The 17356-nt window shown below is 70.0% G+C and carries 14 protein-coding genes; 6 read left to right on the top strand and 8 right to left on the bottom strand.

Annotation, left to right across the window (positions count from 1 at the left end; translation table 11 throughout):
* Positions 1-5 precede the first annotated feature (5 nt).
* Entirely contained in the window at positions 6-1457 is a 1452-nt protein-coding gene (locus ACWD3I_RS04050; RefSeq protein ID WP_365396940.1) for an NCS2 family permease, read from the bottom strand.
* Between the two features lie 117 nt (positions 1458-1574).
* On the opposite strand from ACWD3I_RS04050, the gene ACWD3I_RS04045 reads away from it, so the two are divergent.
* Both ACWD3I_RS04045 and ACWD3I_RS04040 read left to right on the top strand, forming a co-directional pair.
* The gene (locus ACWD3I_RS04045; protein ID WP_365396943.1) at positions 1575-1853 is read left to right on the top strand and encodes a DUF2530 domain-containing protein; all 279 of its coding nucleotides are present in this window, start codon (positions 1575-1577) and stop codon (positions 1851-1853) included.
* Positions 1854-1965: 112 nt separating this feature from the next.
* Positions 1966-4362: a cation-translocating P-type ATPase gene (locus ACWD3I_RS04040; protein ID WP_365396946.1), complete on the top strand. Its 2397-nt coding sequence runs from the start codon at positions 1966-1968 to the stop codon at positions 4360-4362.
* A gap of 100 nt (positions 4363-4462) precedes the next feature.
* Here ACWD3I_RS04040 and ACWD3I_RS04035 read toward each other — a convergent pair whose 3' ends face one another.
* From ACWD3I_RS04035 to ACWD3I_RS04015, 5 genes are all read right to left on the bottom strand, one after another.
* Complete coding sequence (locus ACWD3I_RS04035; protein WP_365396949.1) at positions 4463-5275, bottom strand: hypothetical protein; 813 nt, start codon at positions 5273-5275, stop codon at positions 4463-4465.
* 222 nt (positions 5276-5497) lie between these two features.
* Positions 5498-6403, bottom strand: a complete 906-nt coding sequence (locus ACWD3I_RS04030) for a hypothetical protein (protein ID WP_365396952.1) — start codon at positions 6401-6403, stop codon at positions 5498-5500.
* A gap of 85 nt (positions 6404-6488) precedes the next feature.
* A complete protein-coding gene (locus ACWD3I_RS04025) occupies positions 6489-7256 on the bottom strand; it encodes a calcium-binding protein (protein WP_365396955.1) in 768 nt (255 codons plus the stop codon).
* Positions 7257-7436: 180 nt separating this feature from the next.
* On the bottom strand, positions 7437-10544 hold the full coding sequence (locus ACWD3I_RS04020) for a sacsin N-terminal ATP-binding-like domain-containing protein (protein WP_365396958.1): 3108 nt from the start codon (positions 10542-10544) through the stop codon (positions 7437-7439).
* A 430-nt stretch (positions 10545-10974) separates the two neighbouring features.
* Entirely contained in the window at positions 10975-11901 is a 927-nt protein-coding gene (locus ACWD3I_RS04015; RefSeq protein WP_365396961.1) for a DUF3027 domain-containing protein, read from the bottom strand.
* Positions 11902-12204: 303 nt separating this feature from the next.
* Here ACWD3I_RS04015 and ACWD3I_RS04010 point away from each other — a divergent pair, with 303 nt between their 5' ends.
* Genes ACWD3I_RS04010 through ACWD3I_RS03995 form a run of 4 tightly spaced genes read left to right on the top strand, consistent with a single transcriptional unit; the run spans position 12205 to position 15720 of the window.
* Positions 12205-13638: an MFS transporter gene (locus tag ACWD3I_RS04010; RefSeq protein WP_365396964.1), complete on the top strand. Its 1434-nt coding sequence runs from the start codon at positions 12205-12207 to the stop codon at positions 13636-13638.
* A gap of 60 nt (positions 13639-13698) precedes the next feature.
* Positions 13699-14226 (top strand): hypothetical protein, encoded by a 528-nt coding sequence (locus ACWD3I_RS04005; protein WP_365396967.1) that lies wholly within the window; start codon positions 13699-13701, stop codon positions 14224-14226.
* A gap of 14 nt (positions 14227-14240) precedes the next feature.
* Positions 14241-14885, top strand: a complete 645-nt coding sequence (locus ACWD3I_RS04000; protein ID WP_365396970.1) for a futalosine hydrolase — start codon at positions 14241-14243, stop codon at positions 14883-14885.
* A complete protein-coding gene (locus tag ACWD3I_RS03995) occupies positions 14875-15720 on the top strand; it encodes a 1,4-dihydroxy-6-naphthoate synthase (protein WP_365396973.1) in 846 nt (281 codons plus the stop codon). Before ACWD3I_RS04000 ends, ACWD3I_RS03995 begins: the two co-directional genes overlap by 11 nt.
* Before the next feature lie 13 nt (positions 15721-15733).
* Here the strand turns inward: ACWD3I_RS03995 and ACWD3I_RS03990 are convergent, their stop codons facing one another.
* Both ACWD3I_RS03990 and ACWD3I_RS03985 read right to left on the bottom strand, forming a co-directional pair.
* Positions 15734-16117: a cold-shock protein gene (locus ACWD3I_RS03990; protein WP_323185146.1), complete on the bottom strand. Its 384-nt coding sequence runs from the start codon at positions 16115-16117 to the stop codon at positions 15734-15736.
* 174 nt (positions 16118-16291) lie between these two features.
* Positions 16292-16864 carry a recombinase family protein gene (locus ACWD3I_RS03985; protein ID WP_365396978.1) on the bottom strand — a complete coding sequence of 191 codons (573 nt, stop codon included), beginning with the start codon at positions 16862-16864 and terminating at the stop codon, positions 16292-16294.
* Positions 16865-17356: the final 492 nt, after the last annotated feature.

Genomic DNA, 17356 nt, shown 5'->3' with positions numbered 1-17356 from the left:
GCGGATCACGTGAGGCCCAGGGCCGGCATCAGGTAGTAGAAGGCGAAGACGGCGGCGACGACATACATCGCGGCGGGGATCTCCTTGCCCCGCCCGGCCGCCAGCCGCAGCACCACGAAGGTGATGAAGCCCATGCCGATGCCGTTGGTGATCGAGTACGTGAACGGCATCATCACCATGGTCACGAAGGCCGGGATGGCGATCGTGTAGTCCGCCCAGTCGATCTCCTTGACCGAGTTGGACAGGATCAGGAAGCCCACCGCGAGCAGCGCCGGGGTCGCCGCCTGGGACGGGACCATCGTGGCCACGGGGGTCAGGAACAGCGCCACGGCGAAGAGGCCACCGGTGACGACGTTCGCGAAACCGGTGCGCGCGCCCTCGCCGACACCTGCCGTGGACTCCACGAAGGCGGTGGTGGCCGAGGAGGAGCTGGCGCCGCCCGCTGCGACCGCGAGGCCGTCGACGAACAGGACCTTGTTGATGCCGGGCATCTGGCCCTGGGCGTCGGTCAGCTTGGCCTCGTCGCTGACGCCCATGATCGTGCCCATCGCGTCGAAGAAGCACGACAGCAGGACCGTGAAGACGAAGAGGACGCCGGTCAGCACGCCGACCTTGTCGAAGCCGCCGAACAGGCTGACCTTGCCGAGCAGCCCGAAGTCAGGGGTGGCGACCGGGTTGCCGGGCCACTTCGGCGTCGTCAGACCCCAGGACGGGACCTTGGCGACGGCCTCGATGATCATCGCTACGACGGTCATGGCGACGATCGAGATGAGGATCGCGCCGGAGACCTTGCGGACGATGAGCGCCAGGGTGAGCAGGGCGCCCAGGATGAAGACGAGGACCGGCCAGCCGTCGAGGTGGCCGTTACCGCCGAGCTGGAGCGGGACGGTGGTCTGGGCGGCGTCCGGGATACGGGAGACGAAGCCGGAGTCGACGAGGCCGATCAGCATGATGAACAGGCCGATACCGATGCTGATGGCCTTGCGCAGACCGAAGGGGACCGCGTTCATGACGCGCTCGCGCAGACCCGTGGCGACCAGCAGCATCACGATGAAGCCGGCGAGCACCACCATGCCCATGGCGTCCGGCCAGGACATCCGGGGCGCGAGCTGGAGGGCGACGACCGAGTTCACACCGAGGCCGGCGGCCAGCGCGATCGGGACGTTGCCGATGACGCCCATGAGGAGCGTGGTGAACGCCGCCGTCACACAGGTGGCCGTCACCAGCTGACCGTTGTCGAGCTGGTTGCCGTACATGTCCTTCGCGCTGCCCAGGATGATCGGGTTCAGCACGATGATGTAGGCCATCGCGAAGAAGGTGGCGAAACCGCCGCGGACCTCGCGGGGGAGCGTGCTGCCCCGCTCGGAGATCTTGAAGTAACGGTCGAGGGCGCCGTATGCGGGCGCACCACCCGGCTGATCGGGCGCGGGGACCTTGGCGGGGGCCGAGGTGGACATGTTTTGGTGTTTCCTACGATGAGAAGTGGTCAGAGGCAAACCGTTTCAGTATGAACATATAAGGCGGCACTCCACCATCTCCGCGCGTAGAACTGATCACCTCGTAAGCTGTGGTCCATGGCGAAGTGGACCCCCAAGCACGAGGCACCGGAGCCCCTGGAGGGGCCCATCGTGCCGACCATCATCGGCGGCACGATCCTCTGGTTCGTCCTCTTCCTCGTCCAGCTCCCCTTCTACGGCTGGTTCGACGACCGCGGACACGCCTGGTGGGTGTGGACCTGCCTGGCCGGCACCGGGCTGGGGCTGTACGGCGTCTACTTCGTCAAGAGGCGCGACACCGCCATCAAGCGGGCGGCGGCAGCGGCCGAGGACGCCGAGGCTCCTGCGGCGGAGTGAGGGGCGTCCCGTACAACCACGGCACCACTCCCCCGCCGGTCCGTCCTACCCAGGTCGGATCTTCCGGCCACTCGGCGTGTGAAGCCGTAAATCCGCACGTACCGTCGAACGCATGACGCACATCGACGCGGGCGCCGAACTCGATCCTGTGCATCCCGTTCCCGTCCCCGCCACGGCGGCGACCGGGCTCTCCGCCACCGAGGTGGCCGAGCGGATCGCGAACGGTCAGGTCAACGACGTCCCGGTGCGCAGCAGCCGGTCGATGGCCGACATCGTCCGCGCCAATGTCTTCACCCGGTTCAACGCGATCATCGGTGTGCTCTGGCTGATCATGCTGTTCGTCGCGCCGTTCCAGGACAGCCTGTTCGGGTACGTGATCATCGCCAACACCGGTATCGGCATCATCCAGGAGTGGCGGGCGAAGAAGACCCTCGACTCCCTCGCGGTGATCGGCGAGGCCAAGCCGACGGTACGGCGGGACGGGGTGGCCCTGGAGGTCAGCACCTCCGACATCGTGCTGGACGACCTCATCGAGATCGGCCCCGGCGACAAGGCCGTCGTGGACGGGGTGTGCGTCGAGGCCGACGGTCTCGAGATCGACGAGTCGCTGCTCACCGGCGAGGCCGACCCCGTGGTCAAGCAGCCCGGGGACGAGGTCATGTCCGGCAGCTTCGTCGTCGCGGGCGGCGGGGCGTTCCGGGCGACCAAGGTGGGGCGTGAGGCGTACGCCGCCCAACTCGCCGAGGAGGCCTCCCGGTTCACCCTCGTCCACTCAGAGCTGCGCTCCGGCATCTCCACGATCCTCAAGTACGTGACCTGGATGATGATCCCGGCCGCGACCGGCCTGGTCATCACCCAACTCGTCGTCAAGAGCAACGACCTCAAGGACTCCATCGCCCGCACGGTCGGCGGCATCGTCCCCATGGTGCCCGAGGGGCTCGTCCTGCTGACGTCGGTCGCCTTCGCGATAGGAGTCATCCGACTTGGCCGAAAACAGTGCCTCGTCCAGGAGTTGCCGGCCATCGAGGGTCTCGCCCGCGTCGACACGGTCTGCCTCGACAAGACGGGCACGCTGACCGAGGGCGGCATGGACGTCATGGAGCTGCGGCCGCTGAACGGCAGCGACGAGTCGTATGTACGCAAGGTGCTGGGCGCCCTGGGCGAGTCGGATCCGCGGCCGAACGCGTCCCTGAAGGCGATCATCGACGCCTACCCGGACGCCGAGGACTGGCGCTGCACCGAGTCGCTGCCCTTTTCCTCCGCCCGCAAGTACAGCGGGGCGACCCTCAGCGAGGGCAACGGGGAATCGAGTACATGGCTGCTGGGGGCGCCCGACGTGCTGCTCGCGGCGGACGACCCCGCCCTCGCCGAGACCGAGCGGCTCAACGAGCAGGGCCTGCGCGTGCTGCTGCTGACGCGGACCGTGCGGGACCTGGACGAGCCGGAGGTGGCCCAGGGCTCTCGGGCCACCGCCCTCGTCGTCCTGGAGCAGCGGCTGCGGCCCGACGCGGCCGACACCCTGCGGTACTTCGCCGAGCAGAACGTCCGGGCCAAGGTCATCTCCGGTGACAACGCGGTGTCGGTGGGCGCGGTGGCCGGGAAGCTCGGGCTGACCGGGGCGACGGTCGACGCGCGCGCCCTGCCCGCCGACAAGGAGGGCATGGCGAAGGCCCTCGACGAGGGCACGGTGTTCGGGCGGGTCACCCCGCAGCAGAAGCGGGACATGGTGGGCGCGCTCCAGTCCCACGGGCACACGGTCGCGATGACGGGCGACGGGGTCAACGACGTGCTGGCGTTGAAGGACGCCGACATCGGGGTGTCGATGGGCTCCGGCTCCGAGGCGACCCGGGCGGTGGCGCAGATCGTGCTGCTCAACAACAGCTTCGCGACGCTGCCCTCGGTGGTCGCGGAGGGGCGCCGGGTCATCGGGAACATCACGCGGGTGGCGACGCTGTTCCTGGTGAAGACGGTGTACTCGGTACTGCTGGCGGTGCTGGTGGTGTGCTGGCAGGTGGAGTACCCCTTCCTGCCGAGGCATCTGACGCTGCTGTCCACCCTGACGATCGGCGTCCCGGCCTTCTTCCTCGCCCTCGCGCCCAACAAGGAGCGGGCGAAGCCCCACTTCGTGCGGCGGGTCATGCGGTACGCCATCCCCGGCGGGCTGCTGGCCGGGGTCGCGACCTTCGTGACCTATCTGATCGCCCGTCACCACTACACCGGCAAGGGCGCGTTGGACGCGGAGACGAGCGTCGCCACGCTGACCCTGTTCCTGATCTCGATGTGGGTGCTCGCCATCATCGCCCGGCCCTACACCTGGTGGCGGGTGGCGCTGGTGGCGTCGATGGGTGCGGGGTTCCTGCTGGTGCTGGTGGTGCCGTGGCTTCAGGACTTCTTCGCGCTGAAGCTGGTGGGGGTGACGATGCCGTGGATCGCGGTGGGCATCTCGGTGGTGGCGGCGGCCGTCCTGGAGTTGACGTGGAAGTGGGTCGACCGCCGCGTGTCCGCTTAGCGCTGGGCTGGAGCCGAGGGGGGTGGGGGCTGCTGCTGTGTGCCGGGTGCGGCGCCGTTGTGGCTGGTCGCGCAGTTCCCCACGCCCCCTACGGGGCGCTCTACTGGACGTCTATGTAGTCGCCCGTTGCGCTCACTGCCGGGGTCGTGGTCGTGCCCGCGAAGCTGTAGCGGTAGTAGCCGTCGGTCGAGGCCGTGACCGTGGTGCTGAGGTTGCCGGTCGAGTTGGTCTTGATGGTCTTGACCGTGGTGTAGGTGGTGCTTCCCTTCTTGCGGAACTGGAGCTTCACCGACTGGCCGGTGTAGCCGGCGTACTTGGCGGTGTCCCAGTTGGCGCGGGCCAGCTTGCCGGTGACCGTGATGGTCTTGCCCTTCTTCACCGGCTCCGGCGAGGCGTTGACGGTGAGGGTGGACTTGCGCTGGAGCTTGGTGGTGCCGAGGCCGCCCTGCCAGGTGAGCCCGCCGTTGTCGTCGGCCGCGAGGGCGCCCAGTTTCCAGCTGCCCGCCTCGGCGTTGACGAGGTCGCCGTCCTCCTCGGAGCCGTCCGGACGGAACTGGATCTTCGCCGTGCACTTCAGGACCGTCGAGGAGGACGCCGTGCAGGTGCCGGGGTCGTCGCCGAGGAGGAGGTCGTCGGAGTTCACACCGATGGTGTCGCCACGGTAGAGAACGGGGCCGGTCTGGAAGGAGCTCGCGGCCAGGGTCGCGGGCTTGGTCACGGTGTAGGTCGCGGAGACCGTGACCTGGGTCGTGGTGCCGACCACGATGTTCTTGCCGCTGTTCACCTTGAGCTCGGAGAAGGTGACGGCGGGCCCGGCGGTCGTGGCGGCCTGCGCGGCCGGGACGGCGAGGGCGGTGAGGGCCAGGGCGCCGGTCACGGCGGAGACGGCGGCCAGAGTGGCTCTGTTGCGCATGTGCGTTCCCCAGGGGGAGAAGTGATCTAGGAGTCTGTTGACCCACGCGATCAGATCCGTGACACCCGGGGTGAGTTGTACGAGTGGGTCCGGATTTTGTCCTAGCCTGCACAATGCTTGAATCTTGGAGAGATTCCGAGGGAATCCGTTGGGCTCCGCATGACCAAGCACGAACGCCGGCCCCGGACGGCTTCCGGGACCGGCGTGTCGTAGGGGCTCTGCTTACTTCACGTCGACGAAGTCACCCGTGGCGCTGACCGCCGGGGTGGTCGTGGTGCCCGCGAAGGAGTAGCGGAAGTAGCCGTCGACCGTCGCCTTGACGGTGGTGCTCAGGTTGCCCGTCGAGTTCGACTTGATGGTCTTGACCGTGGTGTACGTGCTGGAGCTCTTCTTGCGGAACTGGAGCTTCACCGACTGGCTGGTGTAGCCGGCGTACTTGGCGGTGTCCCAGTTGGCGCGGGAGAGCTTGCCGGTGACCGTGATGGTCTTGCCCTTCTTCACCGGCTCCGGCGAGGCGTTGACCGTCAGCTTGGAGAGGCGCTGCAGCTTGAACGCGTTGGTCTTGTCGGTCACGGCGACACCGACGTTGTCCAGGTTCGGGTTCTCCGGGTCCTCGCCGTTGAACGCGACGGCGAAGCCGGCGGCCTTCCAGGAACCGGCGTCCTCGTTCAGCAGGTCCGCCGGGTCGACCTCGACGGTGGCCGTGCAGTTGGCGACGGTCGCGGAGGCGTCCGTGCAGTTCGCGTCGCCGCTGTCGAACCACCAGATGGAGTTGTAGAAGTCCGTGCCCCGGTACAGCTCGACTCCGCCGAAGAAGTCGTCGGCGTAGATGTCGACGTCCGCGGCGTGGTTCAGCGTGAAGGAGACCGGGACCTTCACCACGCTGGTGGTGCCGACCACGATGTTCTTGGCCTTGTTGACCTTCACGTTGGAGAAGGAGGCGTCGAGGGCGTAGGGGGTGCCGTCCACGGCGGTGGCGAACGCGGACTTGCCGGAGGCGGCCGCGGCAGCCTCGTGCGCGGCGGAGACGCCGACGGGGACCCGCTCGTCGGCCTGCGCGGCCGGCACGGCGAGGGCGGACAGGGCCAGGGCGCCGGAGACGGCGGCCACGGTGGCGCGAATACGCATGTGTTTCCTCAAGGAAGAGAATGTGGGAGGTACCGGGCCCCGGACACGCCGGGACCCGATGGGGAGGTACAGGGACCGCTGTCGCTTACTTCACGTCGATGAGGTCACCGGTGGCGTTGACCGCCACGGTGGTCGTCGTGCCCGCGAAGGAGTAGCGGAAGTAGCCGTCGACCGACGCCTTGACCGTGGTGCTCAGGTTGCCCGTCGAGTTCGACTTGATGGTCTTGACCGTGGTGTACGTGCTGGAGCTCTTCTTGCGGAACTGCAGCTTCACCGACTGGCCGGCGTAGTTGACGTACTTGGGAAGCGGGTAGGCCTCCCAGTCGGCCCGGGTCAGCTTGCCGGTGACCGTGATGGTCTTGCCCTTCTTCACCGGCTCGGGCGAGGCGTTCGCCGTGAGCTTGGCGGCACGCTGGAACTTGAAGGACCCTGCCTTCTCCTTCCAGACGTAGTCGTCGTCCTTGGCGTCGACCCACGCGCCGACGTACCACGTGCCGGCGCTGGCGTTGCTGAGGTAGTCCGTCTGCGGGTCCACCGTCACCGACGCGGTGCAGGTCGACGTGGTGGCGCTGGCGGCCGTGCAGGTCGGCTTGCCGGTCGACAGGTAGCCGGTGCCGGGGCCGACCAGGTCGAACTCCTCGGCGCCGGCGATGCCCGAGTTGTCCGTGGCCGTCACGCTGACCTTGATGGTCTTCGCGGCCGAGGTACCGATGGACACCTTGTTGTCACCGTCGACGACAACCTTGGTGATCTTGATGTCACCCTGGCTGCCGTCCGCCTGCGCGGCAGGCACAGCGAAGGCGGAAAGGGCCAGGGCGCCGGTGACGGCAGCCCCGATGGCTCGTATACGCATGCGATCCCCGCGTGGAGAAAGGGCCCCGACGGTCGTCGTCCCCCACGGCGATCGCCTACACGCCGGGGCCCAAGTGATCAAGGAGTCTGTTGACTCACGTGATCAGATTCGTGAGGCGAGTGAATGGTTGTACGAGTGGTGAGAAATTTGTGCGAGCTTTTTAAAGATCACCTGCACAGATCAGTCGAACCACCGGTCGCGGGCCAACTCCGCCGTCCGTGAGGGGTCCTCCATCAGCGCCGCTACCTCGAAACGACGCGGCCACTGCCCGGCCGCCCAGGCGAGTCCGGCGGCGACGCCTTCGAGCGTCGAGGCGTGCAGGACACCGTCGTTGGTCAGCCGCCAGTCCAACTCCACGCCGTCCACGACGAGTTCCTCGTGCTCGACGTACGTCGTCGGTGTCCGCGACCCGAGCAGCACCCGCACCGGCTCCGGTACGTCGTGTTCGGCGCCCTCGGAGTCCACCGACCCGGTGACCGACTCGCTCAGCCGCCGCACCTGGAACAGTTCCGCCAGCTCGGCGGCGCGCGCCGGCCGCACCGGCAGCAGCGGCATGCCCCCGGTGAAGGGCAGCAGGTCGGGTGAGTCGACGACCACGGCGTCGGCCGCGTCCACCACCTCGACCCGCCCGTCGACGACGGCCCGCAGCTCGTCGGGCAGGGTCACCTGCTCGGGATCCAGGTCGGCCAACGCGCCGTAGAGGGCGTGCAGTTGTGCCCCCGTCACCTCACGTGACGGGTCGGCGAGGCGGTCGAGGAGCTCCGCCGCCCCACCCGGCTCGTCCAGCAGCGCGGCCACCGACGTCCGCACGCCGAGCGCCCGCAGCACCTGCTCGTCGTCGAATCCGGCCGCGTCGGCCTCGTCGTACAGACCCCGCAGCAGCGGGTCCCCTCCGGCCGCGAGCAGACCGGCCGGACGGCGGCCGTCGAGCACCGGGTGACCCCGCAACCACCATGCGGTGTAGGGCCGTACGACCTCATGGGTGCCGTCCGGCAGCAGGATCCGCACCGGCTGGGTGAGCGCGTCCCGCAGCGGCGGCCGGGCGAGCAGGGCGAGCGCCTGCGGCCAGCACTCCTCGTCCACCAGGTCCAGATCGCGTACGGCGATCAGTTCCGTGGCGACCGGCGGGACCGGCGAGTCGGGGAAGCGGTCGAGGATGTCCTCGCTCCACACGTCCACGGCGTCCAGCAGGCCCGCGTCGTCCGGCTCGGCGAAGTCCCCGTCGCGCGGCTCCAGTTCGTCCGGGTCCAGGACCACGTCGGTGGCGCGGACCAGCGCGAAGGTGGCGAGCACGCCACAGGCGGCCAGCGGTTGTTCGCCCCAGCGCTCGGCCAGCTCGGCGTCCACGGTGGCGAGTTCCCCCTCGCGCATGATCTGCGCGAACGGGCTGCCGGGGAGGACGAGTTCACCGGCGGGCGCCGGTTCGCCGTCCTCGTCGGGCAGGGCGAGCGCACCGAGCCAGGGCTCGTCGCCGGGCTCCAGGCCCGCGTCGCGGACGAGGGCGAGGACGGTGTCGGCCAGCTCCTCCGCGTCCAGGGTGTCTTCCTCCCACGCCCCGCCGTCGTCGTCCAGCGACGCGGCGACCGCGGCCCGCACCTGCGGGGTGGTCAGCACCGCACGCGGGGAGGCGGGCAGCGCGCCGAGCTTCTCCAACAGGGGGTGCGTGGCGTCCGGGTGGGCGACCTTGAGGCCGAGCCGGGCGAGCACCTCCGGGTCGATGACGACGCTGTCGGCGGTGGGCAGGAGGACCTGGCGGGGCCCGATGGTCGTACGTCCGTCGGCGAGCGGGACGGGGAGGCCGGACAGCCGGTCCGGGTCCACCCCCGCGAGGCTGTCGTACAGGCTGCGCCACCAGCCCGGCTCCTTCTCCAGCCCGGCCAGCCGGTCGACGGCGTCGGTGAGCGGGAGGCGGGCGACGCCGAGGGTGCGCAGTTCGACCCGGCGTTCGAGTCCGGCGGGGAGGAGCGTGGGGAGGACTTCGGCGAGGACGCGCACGGTGTCGGCGCCGGCACCCTCCACCACCTCCGCGTCCCTGGGGCGCAGGGCCTCGGGCAGGTCGTCGTCCTGGTCGGGGGTCAGGGCCGGCGGCAGGAAGGCGGTCCGGGGCAGCCGCTCCAGGATCGCCTGCCGCAGGGCCCCGTCCAGCTCGCCCTTGCCGAGCGGGCCGGGCACGAGGTCGATGATGCCGGCCGTCACCGGCCGCCACGCGGCGAGCAGTTCGACGTACGCGTCCGCCGCGCGCTGCACCACGAAGTCGGTCAGCGGACCGGGCGCCGCGTGCCGGCGGGTGGGGTCCAGCGGGAAGGAGGCGATGAGCAGCGCGGGCACACCGAGCGGCTCGTCGCTGGGCGTGGGGGCGTGCACGACGGGGTTGGTGCGGGGGCGGGCCGGGGCGCCGTCGGCGTCGGCGGGGACGGCCCAGGTGACCGACCAATGCGGCCGCAGCCGCTCCTCCACGGGACGGTCGGCGAGAAGGTCGGCGGTGAGCGGCCCGTTCGAGGCGGCGACCCGCCACCGGGTCGTGCCCTCCCGCGAGTCCTCCACGACGGTGAAGACGTCCTCGGTGCGGCGGCGCAGGGTCCGGGTGGTGTCCGTCTCGATCACGACCTCCTCCAGCCCGGGCAGGGCGAGGAGCAGGGCGTCGTCGACGGCGTTCAGGAGGCGCTCGGCGAGGTCGGTGGCGGCCGGGTCGCGCAGAGGCAGGATGACAGCCGTGTCGTACGGATCGGGGGCGGTGCCCTCGGCGGCGAACGGGAGACGCAGGAGCGGGATGTGCCCGTCGCGCCGGCGGATCTCGTCGCCCAGCCCCGGGCTGTGGCGGGCGACCTCGGCGGCCCGCTCCCGGCCCTCGGCGAGGGACCAGCGGACCCCTCCGTGGCGGCCGACGACCGCGGGCTCGTCGGTGACGGCGAGGACGGCGGCGAAGCCGACGCCGAAGCGGCCGATGGCGGCGGTGTCCCGTTTCGCGGAGGCCCGCAGGGTGGAGAGGGACTCGACACCGGTCGCGTCCAGGGGTGCGCCGGTGTTGGCGGCGACGAGGACGCCGTCGCGGAGGGTGAGCCGGAGGCGTCCGGGCACGCCCGCCCTGGCGGCGGCGTCGGCGGCGTTCTGGGCGAGCTCGACGACCAGTCGGTCCCGGTAGCCGCCGAGGGCGAGGTCCTCCTCGGCGTTGGCGTCCTCACGGAACCGGGCGGGGCTGGTCGCCCAGGTGTCGAGCACCCCCCGCCTGAGACGGGCGGTCCCGAACGGGTCGGCTCCCTCGGCTGCGGGCCGCACGAACTTGCTCACGGTCAACACTCTCCTCGTCGGCGTGGGGTCGAAGGTACCGCGAGGAGAGGGGATCGTAGATCGGGGAGGCCTTGTGTGGCCGGAGCGGCCGCGGGCCCACGGCGAAGCCGCTGCCGGATGCGGTCCCGCCCCCGCCGCCCCTACCCGTCCCATCCCTGGGGGCTGCCGCCCCCAGACCCCCGCTGTCGGCCCCGAAAGGGCCTCGTCCTCACACGCCGGACGGGCTGAAAACGCGGACCGGCGTCCAGAAGCGAGGCCCCCAAGCTCCGGACAAGCTGGGGGAAGGGCGGCGCCCCACCGAGTGGGCGGGGGCTCGGGGACGGCGAGACCCCGCCCTCAAGCTCCGGACGGGCTGGAGGGCGGGCGGCGGCCCCGGCGGGCGGTTCGGGGCGGCGGCAGACTCGTTTCCGGGCGGCGGGCGGCCGCAGGCCTACGAGTGGCCCAGTTCTGCCGCTGCCTCGTCCGAGATGTCCGGGACCGAGCCTGAGTCCGGTGCCGGGCGCAGGGGGAAGGGGTCGACCTTCGTCTCGTCGATCACCGGGGCCGCCGGACGCGGGGGCTTCGGCATGATCGCCGCCTCGGAGTGGCCGCCGCAGCCGTACGCCAGGGAGACCACGCGGCCGTCCGCCGGGGCGAACTCGTTGGCGCAGACGCCGAAGGCCTGGCCGAGGGAGCCGCCGATCGGCTGGAGGAAGCCGCAGCTGACGCAGGTCGCGGGGGCCGCCTGGGCCATCGGGGTCTTGGCGCCGTACGACTCGTCCCAGCGGTCCGCGGCGGTGTGCAGGCCGTAGCGGGACAGGACCCTGGCCCGGCGCATGCCCAGTTCCTCGGCGACCGAGGCGATCGAACCCCGGGTCGGAGCCATGGGGAGGTGCGACGGCGTGCCGGCCGTGACCTCCGCGTCCTCCGCCTCCACCAGCTCGGCCATCTCCTCGGAGACGGCGGAGCTCGGCACCGGCTCGTCCTCACCGGAGTAGCCGGGCTCCAGGCGGAGGTCCTCGGCGTCGGTGGGGAGCAGGTCGCCGGGGCCCATGTCGCCCGGGCGCAGGCGCTCGCTCCACGGCACCCACTCGGGGGCCAGCAGGGCGTCCGAGCCCGGCAACAGCACGACCTCGTCGAGCGTCACCACCTTCGCGCGGGACGCCCGCGCCACCGTGACCGCCCAGCGCCAGCCCCGGTAGCCGAGCTCCTTGCACTCGAAGAAGTGCGTGACGACACGGTCGCCCTCGGACTCGAGCCCCGCATGCTCACCGACGACGCCGGGCGCCGCCGCCTCCTCGGCTGCGGTGCGTGCGAGGTCGACGGCCTCGGCGCACAGGCGGTCGGGGGTGCGGCTTCGCGTGGTCGCTGCGCTCACAGGTATCGCTTCTCTCCTACGCCGTCACTGTAGGTGCGTACGCCGGGGGCGAGGGTGGCGGACGGAGCGGACCCGGGGACCGCGTCAACGTCCGCGCCCGCTCACGCTCGGGCGCACCTGTGCCATCCATTGTGCAAGATGGCTGAGATACGCACGCTACCTGCTCGCGTGCGCTCGGCCTACACCGACGGGACGTTTGGCACCCCCGCACCGGTCTCGGTATGGCCACGGCAAGTCCGTAAATGCGCGTCCATACGCGCGGTAACCGCACTACGAACGCCTCAGTCGGGGCACTATGACGTCGTGGCAGCCGCGAAGACACCCCAAGGAGCCACCGGGATCGGTGGGGCCAAAGGGATCAAGGGGAGCAGCCGACGCAACGGCACGGGCCGGGTGCGCGGCTCCTTCCGCTCGGTCGGCCGCGCCCTGCACTTCCCGGTCACCGGGCCCGCCCGCGGCATCCGCAAGGCCACGCACGCCCACGGAGCCGGGGAGTCCGGTCTGGGCAAGCTGATCGAGCTGCACGGTGTGAACGGCGCGGGCGATGTGATGATCACGGTCGCGCTCGCCTCCACGGTCTTCTTCTCGGTTCCCACGGACGAGGCCCGCGGGCGTGTCGCCCTCTACCTCGCGATCACCATGGCGCCCTTCACGGTCCTCGCCCCGGTGATCGGCCCGCTCCTGGACCGCCTGCCGCACGGCCGCCGCGCCGCGATGGCGGGCGCGATGCTCGCCCGGGCCCTGCTCGCGCTGGTGCTGTCCGGGGCGGTCGTCACCGGCAGCATCGAGATGTATCCGGCGGCGCTCGGGGTCCTCGTGTCCTCCAAGGCGTACGGCGTGGTCAGAAGCGCCGTGGTGCCCCGCCTCCTGCCACCCCGCTTCTCCCTGGTGAAGGCCAATTCCCGGGTCACCCTCGGCGGGCTCCTCGCGACCGGCATCGCCGCGCCGATAGCCGCGGGACTGCAGTCGCTGGGCCCGCGCTGGCCTCTCTACGGCGCCTTTGTGATCTTCATCGCGGGGACGTTCCTGTCCTTCACCCTGCCGCCGAAGGTCGACTCGGCCAAGGGCGAGGACGTGGCGCTGCTGGCCGCGGACGAGGAGCACCTGCACGGGCCGCACCTCCGGCCGGTCAAGCGTCCCGGGCTGCGCACGGTCGGCATCGCGGTCACCCACGCCCTGGGCGCCAACGCCGGTCTGCGCTTCCTCTCCGGGTTCCTGACCTTCTTCCTGGCGTTCCTGCTGCGCGAGCATCCGCTGTCCGGGGAGAGCGCCGCGGTGTCGCTGGGCATCGTGGTCGTCTCGGCCGGCGTGGGCAACGCGCTCGGTACGGCGGTGGGGGCGGCGCTGCGCCAGCGGGCTCCGGAGATCATCATCGTGACGGTCGTCGCGTTCGTCCTGGGCATCGCGATCACCGCCGCGATCTTCTTCGGGGCGTTCCTGGTCGCGGTCCTCGCCGCGGTCGCCGGGTTCGCGCAGGCGCTGTCCAAGCTGTCCCTGGACGCGCTGATCCAGCGGGACGTGCCCGAGCAGGTCCGTACCTCGGCCTTCGCGCGCTCGGAGACCCTGCTCCAGGTGTCCTGGGTGTTCGGCGGCGCCGTCGGCATCGTGATGCCCCTCAACGGCTCCCTGGGCCTGTCGGTGGCCGCCGCGATCGTCGCCGTGGGCTGGCTGACGACGGTGAAGGGTCTGCTGAGCTCGGCCCGCCACGGCGGCGCTCCCCGCACGCGCGTGGCCTAACGCACGGCACGCCGCACCCCGCGTAACAGCACGGTCGGCACTGCCCGATAGCCTTCGGCCATGACCTCCATGCCACGCGGCGGAGCCGCTACTGTCCGCGCCGCTGTGCGACGCCGCCGCGCCGTCGCCGCCGCCGGCGCCGTTTCCGCCGGGCTGCTCGTCCTGTCGGCGTGCGACAAGCCGACGCCGCGCGCCACCGTCACGGTCGGCAAGAACTCGGTGAGCGCCGAGGCCGAGTGCTGGGAGGACGGCGACAACCTGGGCCAGGAAAAGGCCACCAAGTGCGCCCTGAAGAAGGCGTCCGACTCGATCGACGTCCCGCAGAGCGAGACCCTGCGCATCGGCGTCGACCCGAAGATCGCGGACACCGGCTGGGCGCTGTGGATCAACGGCCAGCAGGTCACGGACGTCTACACGTCGACGTACTACTCCTTCCAGGGCGTCGACCTCTTCGCCAGCCAGCAGGGTCAGGCCGCGCCGAAGCAGCTGTACATCAGCGTCGTCCAGCAGGACAAGCCTGGTTCCACGGGAGCCAGCAAGGAGTTCAAGGGCGTCTGGAACTTCAAGCTCGTCAACGACAACGCGTAAGCGCTGCGACGTCGATGCGCATCCTCGTGGCCACCGCGGTCCCGGTCGAACGGGACGCGGTGGCTCGGGCGTGTGAAGGGGTGGCGGTCGACGTCGTCGCCGTCGGGGTCGGTCCCGCCCTCGCCGCCGCCGCCACGGCCACCGCTCTGGCAGGCACGCCCTACGACCTCGTCGTCTCCGCCGGGATCGCCGGTGGTTTCCAACCGGAGGCCCCCGTGGGCTCTCTCGTCGTCGCCGACGAGATCACCGCGGCCGATCTGGGCGCCGAGACCGCCGAGGGCTTTGTGCCGGTGACCGAGCTGGGGTTCGGGACCGTCACCCACCGTCCCCCGGAAGCACTCGTACGGGACGCCGTGGCCGCCACCGGGGCCCGCCGCGGCGCCGTGCTCACCGTCTCCACCGTGACCGGCACCGCCGCCCGCGCGGCCGCGCTCCGCGAGCGGCACCCCACCGCCCTCGCCGAGGCCATGGAGGGGTTCGGGGTCGCCGAGGCCGCCGCCCTGCACGGGGTGCCGGTGCTGGAGGTGCGGGCCGTGTCCAATCCGGTCGGGCCCCGTGACCGTGCCGCCTGGCGGATTCCGGACGCCCTCGCCGCACTGACCGACGGCTTCGGGAAGCTCGCGCCCGTACTGGAGAGTTGGAACCGACATGACCGGTGACCCGATGCAGATCGCGTACTCCCCCTGCCCCAACGACACCTTCGTCTTCGACGCCCTCGCCCACGGCCGCGTCCCCGGCGCGCCCGCGCTCGACGTGACGTTCGCGGACATCGACATCACCAACGGCATGGCCGAGCGCGGTGAGTTCGACGCGCTGAAGGTGTCGTACGCCGTGCTGCCGTACGTCCTCGACGAGTACGCGCTGCTGCCGTGCGGCGGCGCGCTGGGGCGGGGCTGCGGGCCGCTGGTGCTGACCCGTGGGCCGGGGGATCTGACGGGTCGTACCGTCGCCGTGCCCAGCGAGCGGTCGACGGCGTATCTCCTCTTCCGCCTCTGGGCCGCGGACACGATCCCCGGCGGTGTCGGCGAGATCGTCGTCATGCCGTTCCACGAGATCATGCCCGCCGTGCGGGACGGGAAGGTCGACGCGGGGCTCGTCATCCACGAGGCGCGCTTCACGTACCAGAACTACGGGCTGCACAAGCTCGCGGACATGGGCGAGCACTGGGAGAACACCACCGGGCTGCCGATCCCGCTGGGCGCGATCATCGCCAAGCGATCGCTCGGCGCGCAGACGCTGACGAAGCTGGCCGATTCCATCCGTACGTCCGTACGCGCCGCCTGGGACGACCCCGAGATCTCCCGCCCGTACGTCATGGAGCACGCCCAGGAGATGGACCCCGGCGTCGCCGACCAGCACATCGGGCTGTACGTCAACGAGTTCACCCATGATCTCGGTGTCGACGGCTATGCGGCGGTGCGGGGGCTCCTCACACGTGCGGCGGCCGAGGGGCTGGTGCCGCCCCTCGGCCCGAATGCACTGTCTTTCCCTTAGAAATCCAGCAGTTCTATACGTCGAGCTGGTCGGCGACCGCTCGCAGCAGGCCCGCGATCTTCCCGCCGGCGGCCTTGTCGGGGTAACGGCCCCTTTCGAGCATCGGTGTGATGTTCTCGAGAAGGGTCGTCAGATCCTGGACGATCGAGGCCAACTCGTCCGGCTTCTTACGGGTCGCCGCCGCGACCGACGGGGTCGGATCGAGAATGACTACGGAAAGGGCCTGGTCACCGCGCTGTCCGGCGACGACCCCGAACTCCACTCGCTGGCCCGGCTTCAGGGCCTCGACTCCGGCGGGGAGGACCGAGGAATGGACGAAGACGTCACCGCCGTCGTCGCGGGAGAGAAAGCCGAAGCCCTTCTCGCTGTTGAACCACTTGACCTTGCCAGTCGGCAAAGCACACGCTCCCTCTATCGCTGCCGGACTGACACCGGACACCCTTGAACTGCCGTCATGACAGCCTACCGGGGCTCTCCCCAGGGACACACAGCCTTAATCACGCCCGGAAACACGACTGAGCCCCTACCTGTGTCGGCAGAGGCTCAGAGTGGTGCAGGAAGCGCGAGGGGCTTAGCTCTCCTTGGCTTCCCCCTTGATACGGAAGACCGTTGCACGGCCGATTCCGTGCTTGGCCGCAACCTTCATGACGCTCATGCCGTCGTTGAGGTCTTCCAGGACGGCCGCACGGTCAATCTCCCTGGGACGACCCCATGACTTGCCGTTGGCCTCCCTGGAAGCGCGCGCAGAGGCACGGCGCTCGCGCTGGAAGATGAGTTCCATCTCAGCGAACGTGCCGAGCATCAAGAGCGCCATATCGGTAGCGGGACCACCTACGCGAGTGTCGATGGTCATTGCTCCGCCGATCACCAGGTGAATCCCCTTGTCCCTGAGTTCGGCAACCAGAGCCAAGACCTTGTGCATGGTGCGCCCAAGCCTGTCCAGGGAAGCCACGTACAGCACGTCACCGGAACGGAGTTGAGAGAGGACAGAGGCGAGACCCTCACGCTCGAAGTCACTGCCGGTTTTCTTGTCGGCATAGATGCGCTCAGTCGGCACACCCTGAGAAGCCAGCCAATCGAGCTGACGGGTCAAGTCCTGCGCCGTGGTGCTGACTCGGGCGTATCCGTATTCGTAGGTGGTCATCGTCTCCCCCTGGTCTCAACCTGTCTCATTCTTACTTCCGATACCGGTATCAAAACTTAAATTACGAGACCCCGTCTCGCGACCCCTCAGAAGCGTGTCTCTATGTCCGGTTTCAACCCGACTTGCCCAGGGTCTCGACGGTCTCAGCTTGACTCCTGTCCCAGAGTAGAATCTGAGACCCCCTTGAGACGCGGTCGGCGCACCCAAGGTTGGTACAGAAGTTGAGACAATAGTGAGGGAGACAGGGAGGCACCCAGAGACGAGACAGAGCAGAGGAGAGAGACATGGGTATGGGACCAGGACAGCCGGTAGACCTTGACGTGGTCGACCGCATGGCAGCAACGGCCACAGAGAACGCCGGACAGGCGGACCAGATGTGGGAGGGGCTTCAGCAGCGAGGAATGGCGCTCTACGACGCGTCACGCTCAGGCAACTTCGCCAAGGGAGCGCTAGCCGGACGAGTAGCGCCGGTACCTAGCATTGGGACCGCAT

The sequence above is a fragment of the Streptomyces sp. NPDC002817 genome (genome assembly GCF_053592055.1).
The sequence above is the reverse complement of the archived record's forward strand: the minus strand, read 5'-3'. Positions and strand labels throughout refer to the sequence as shown.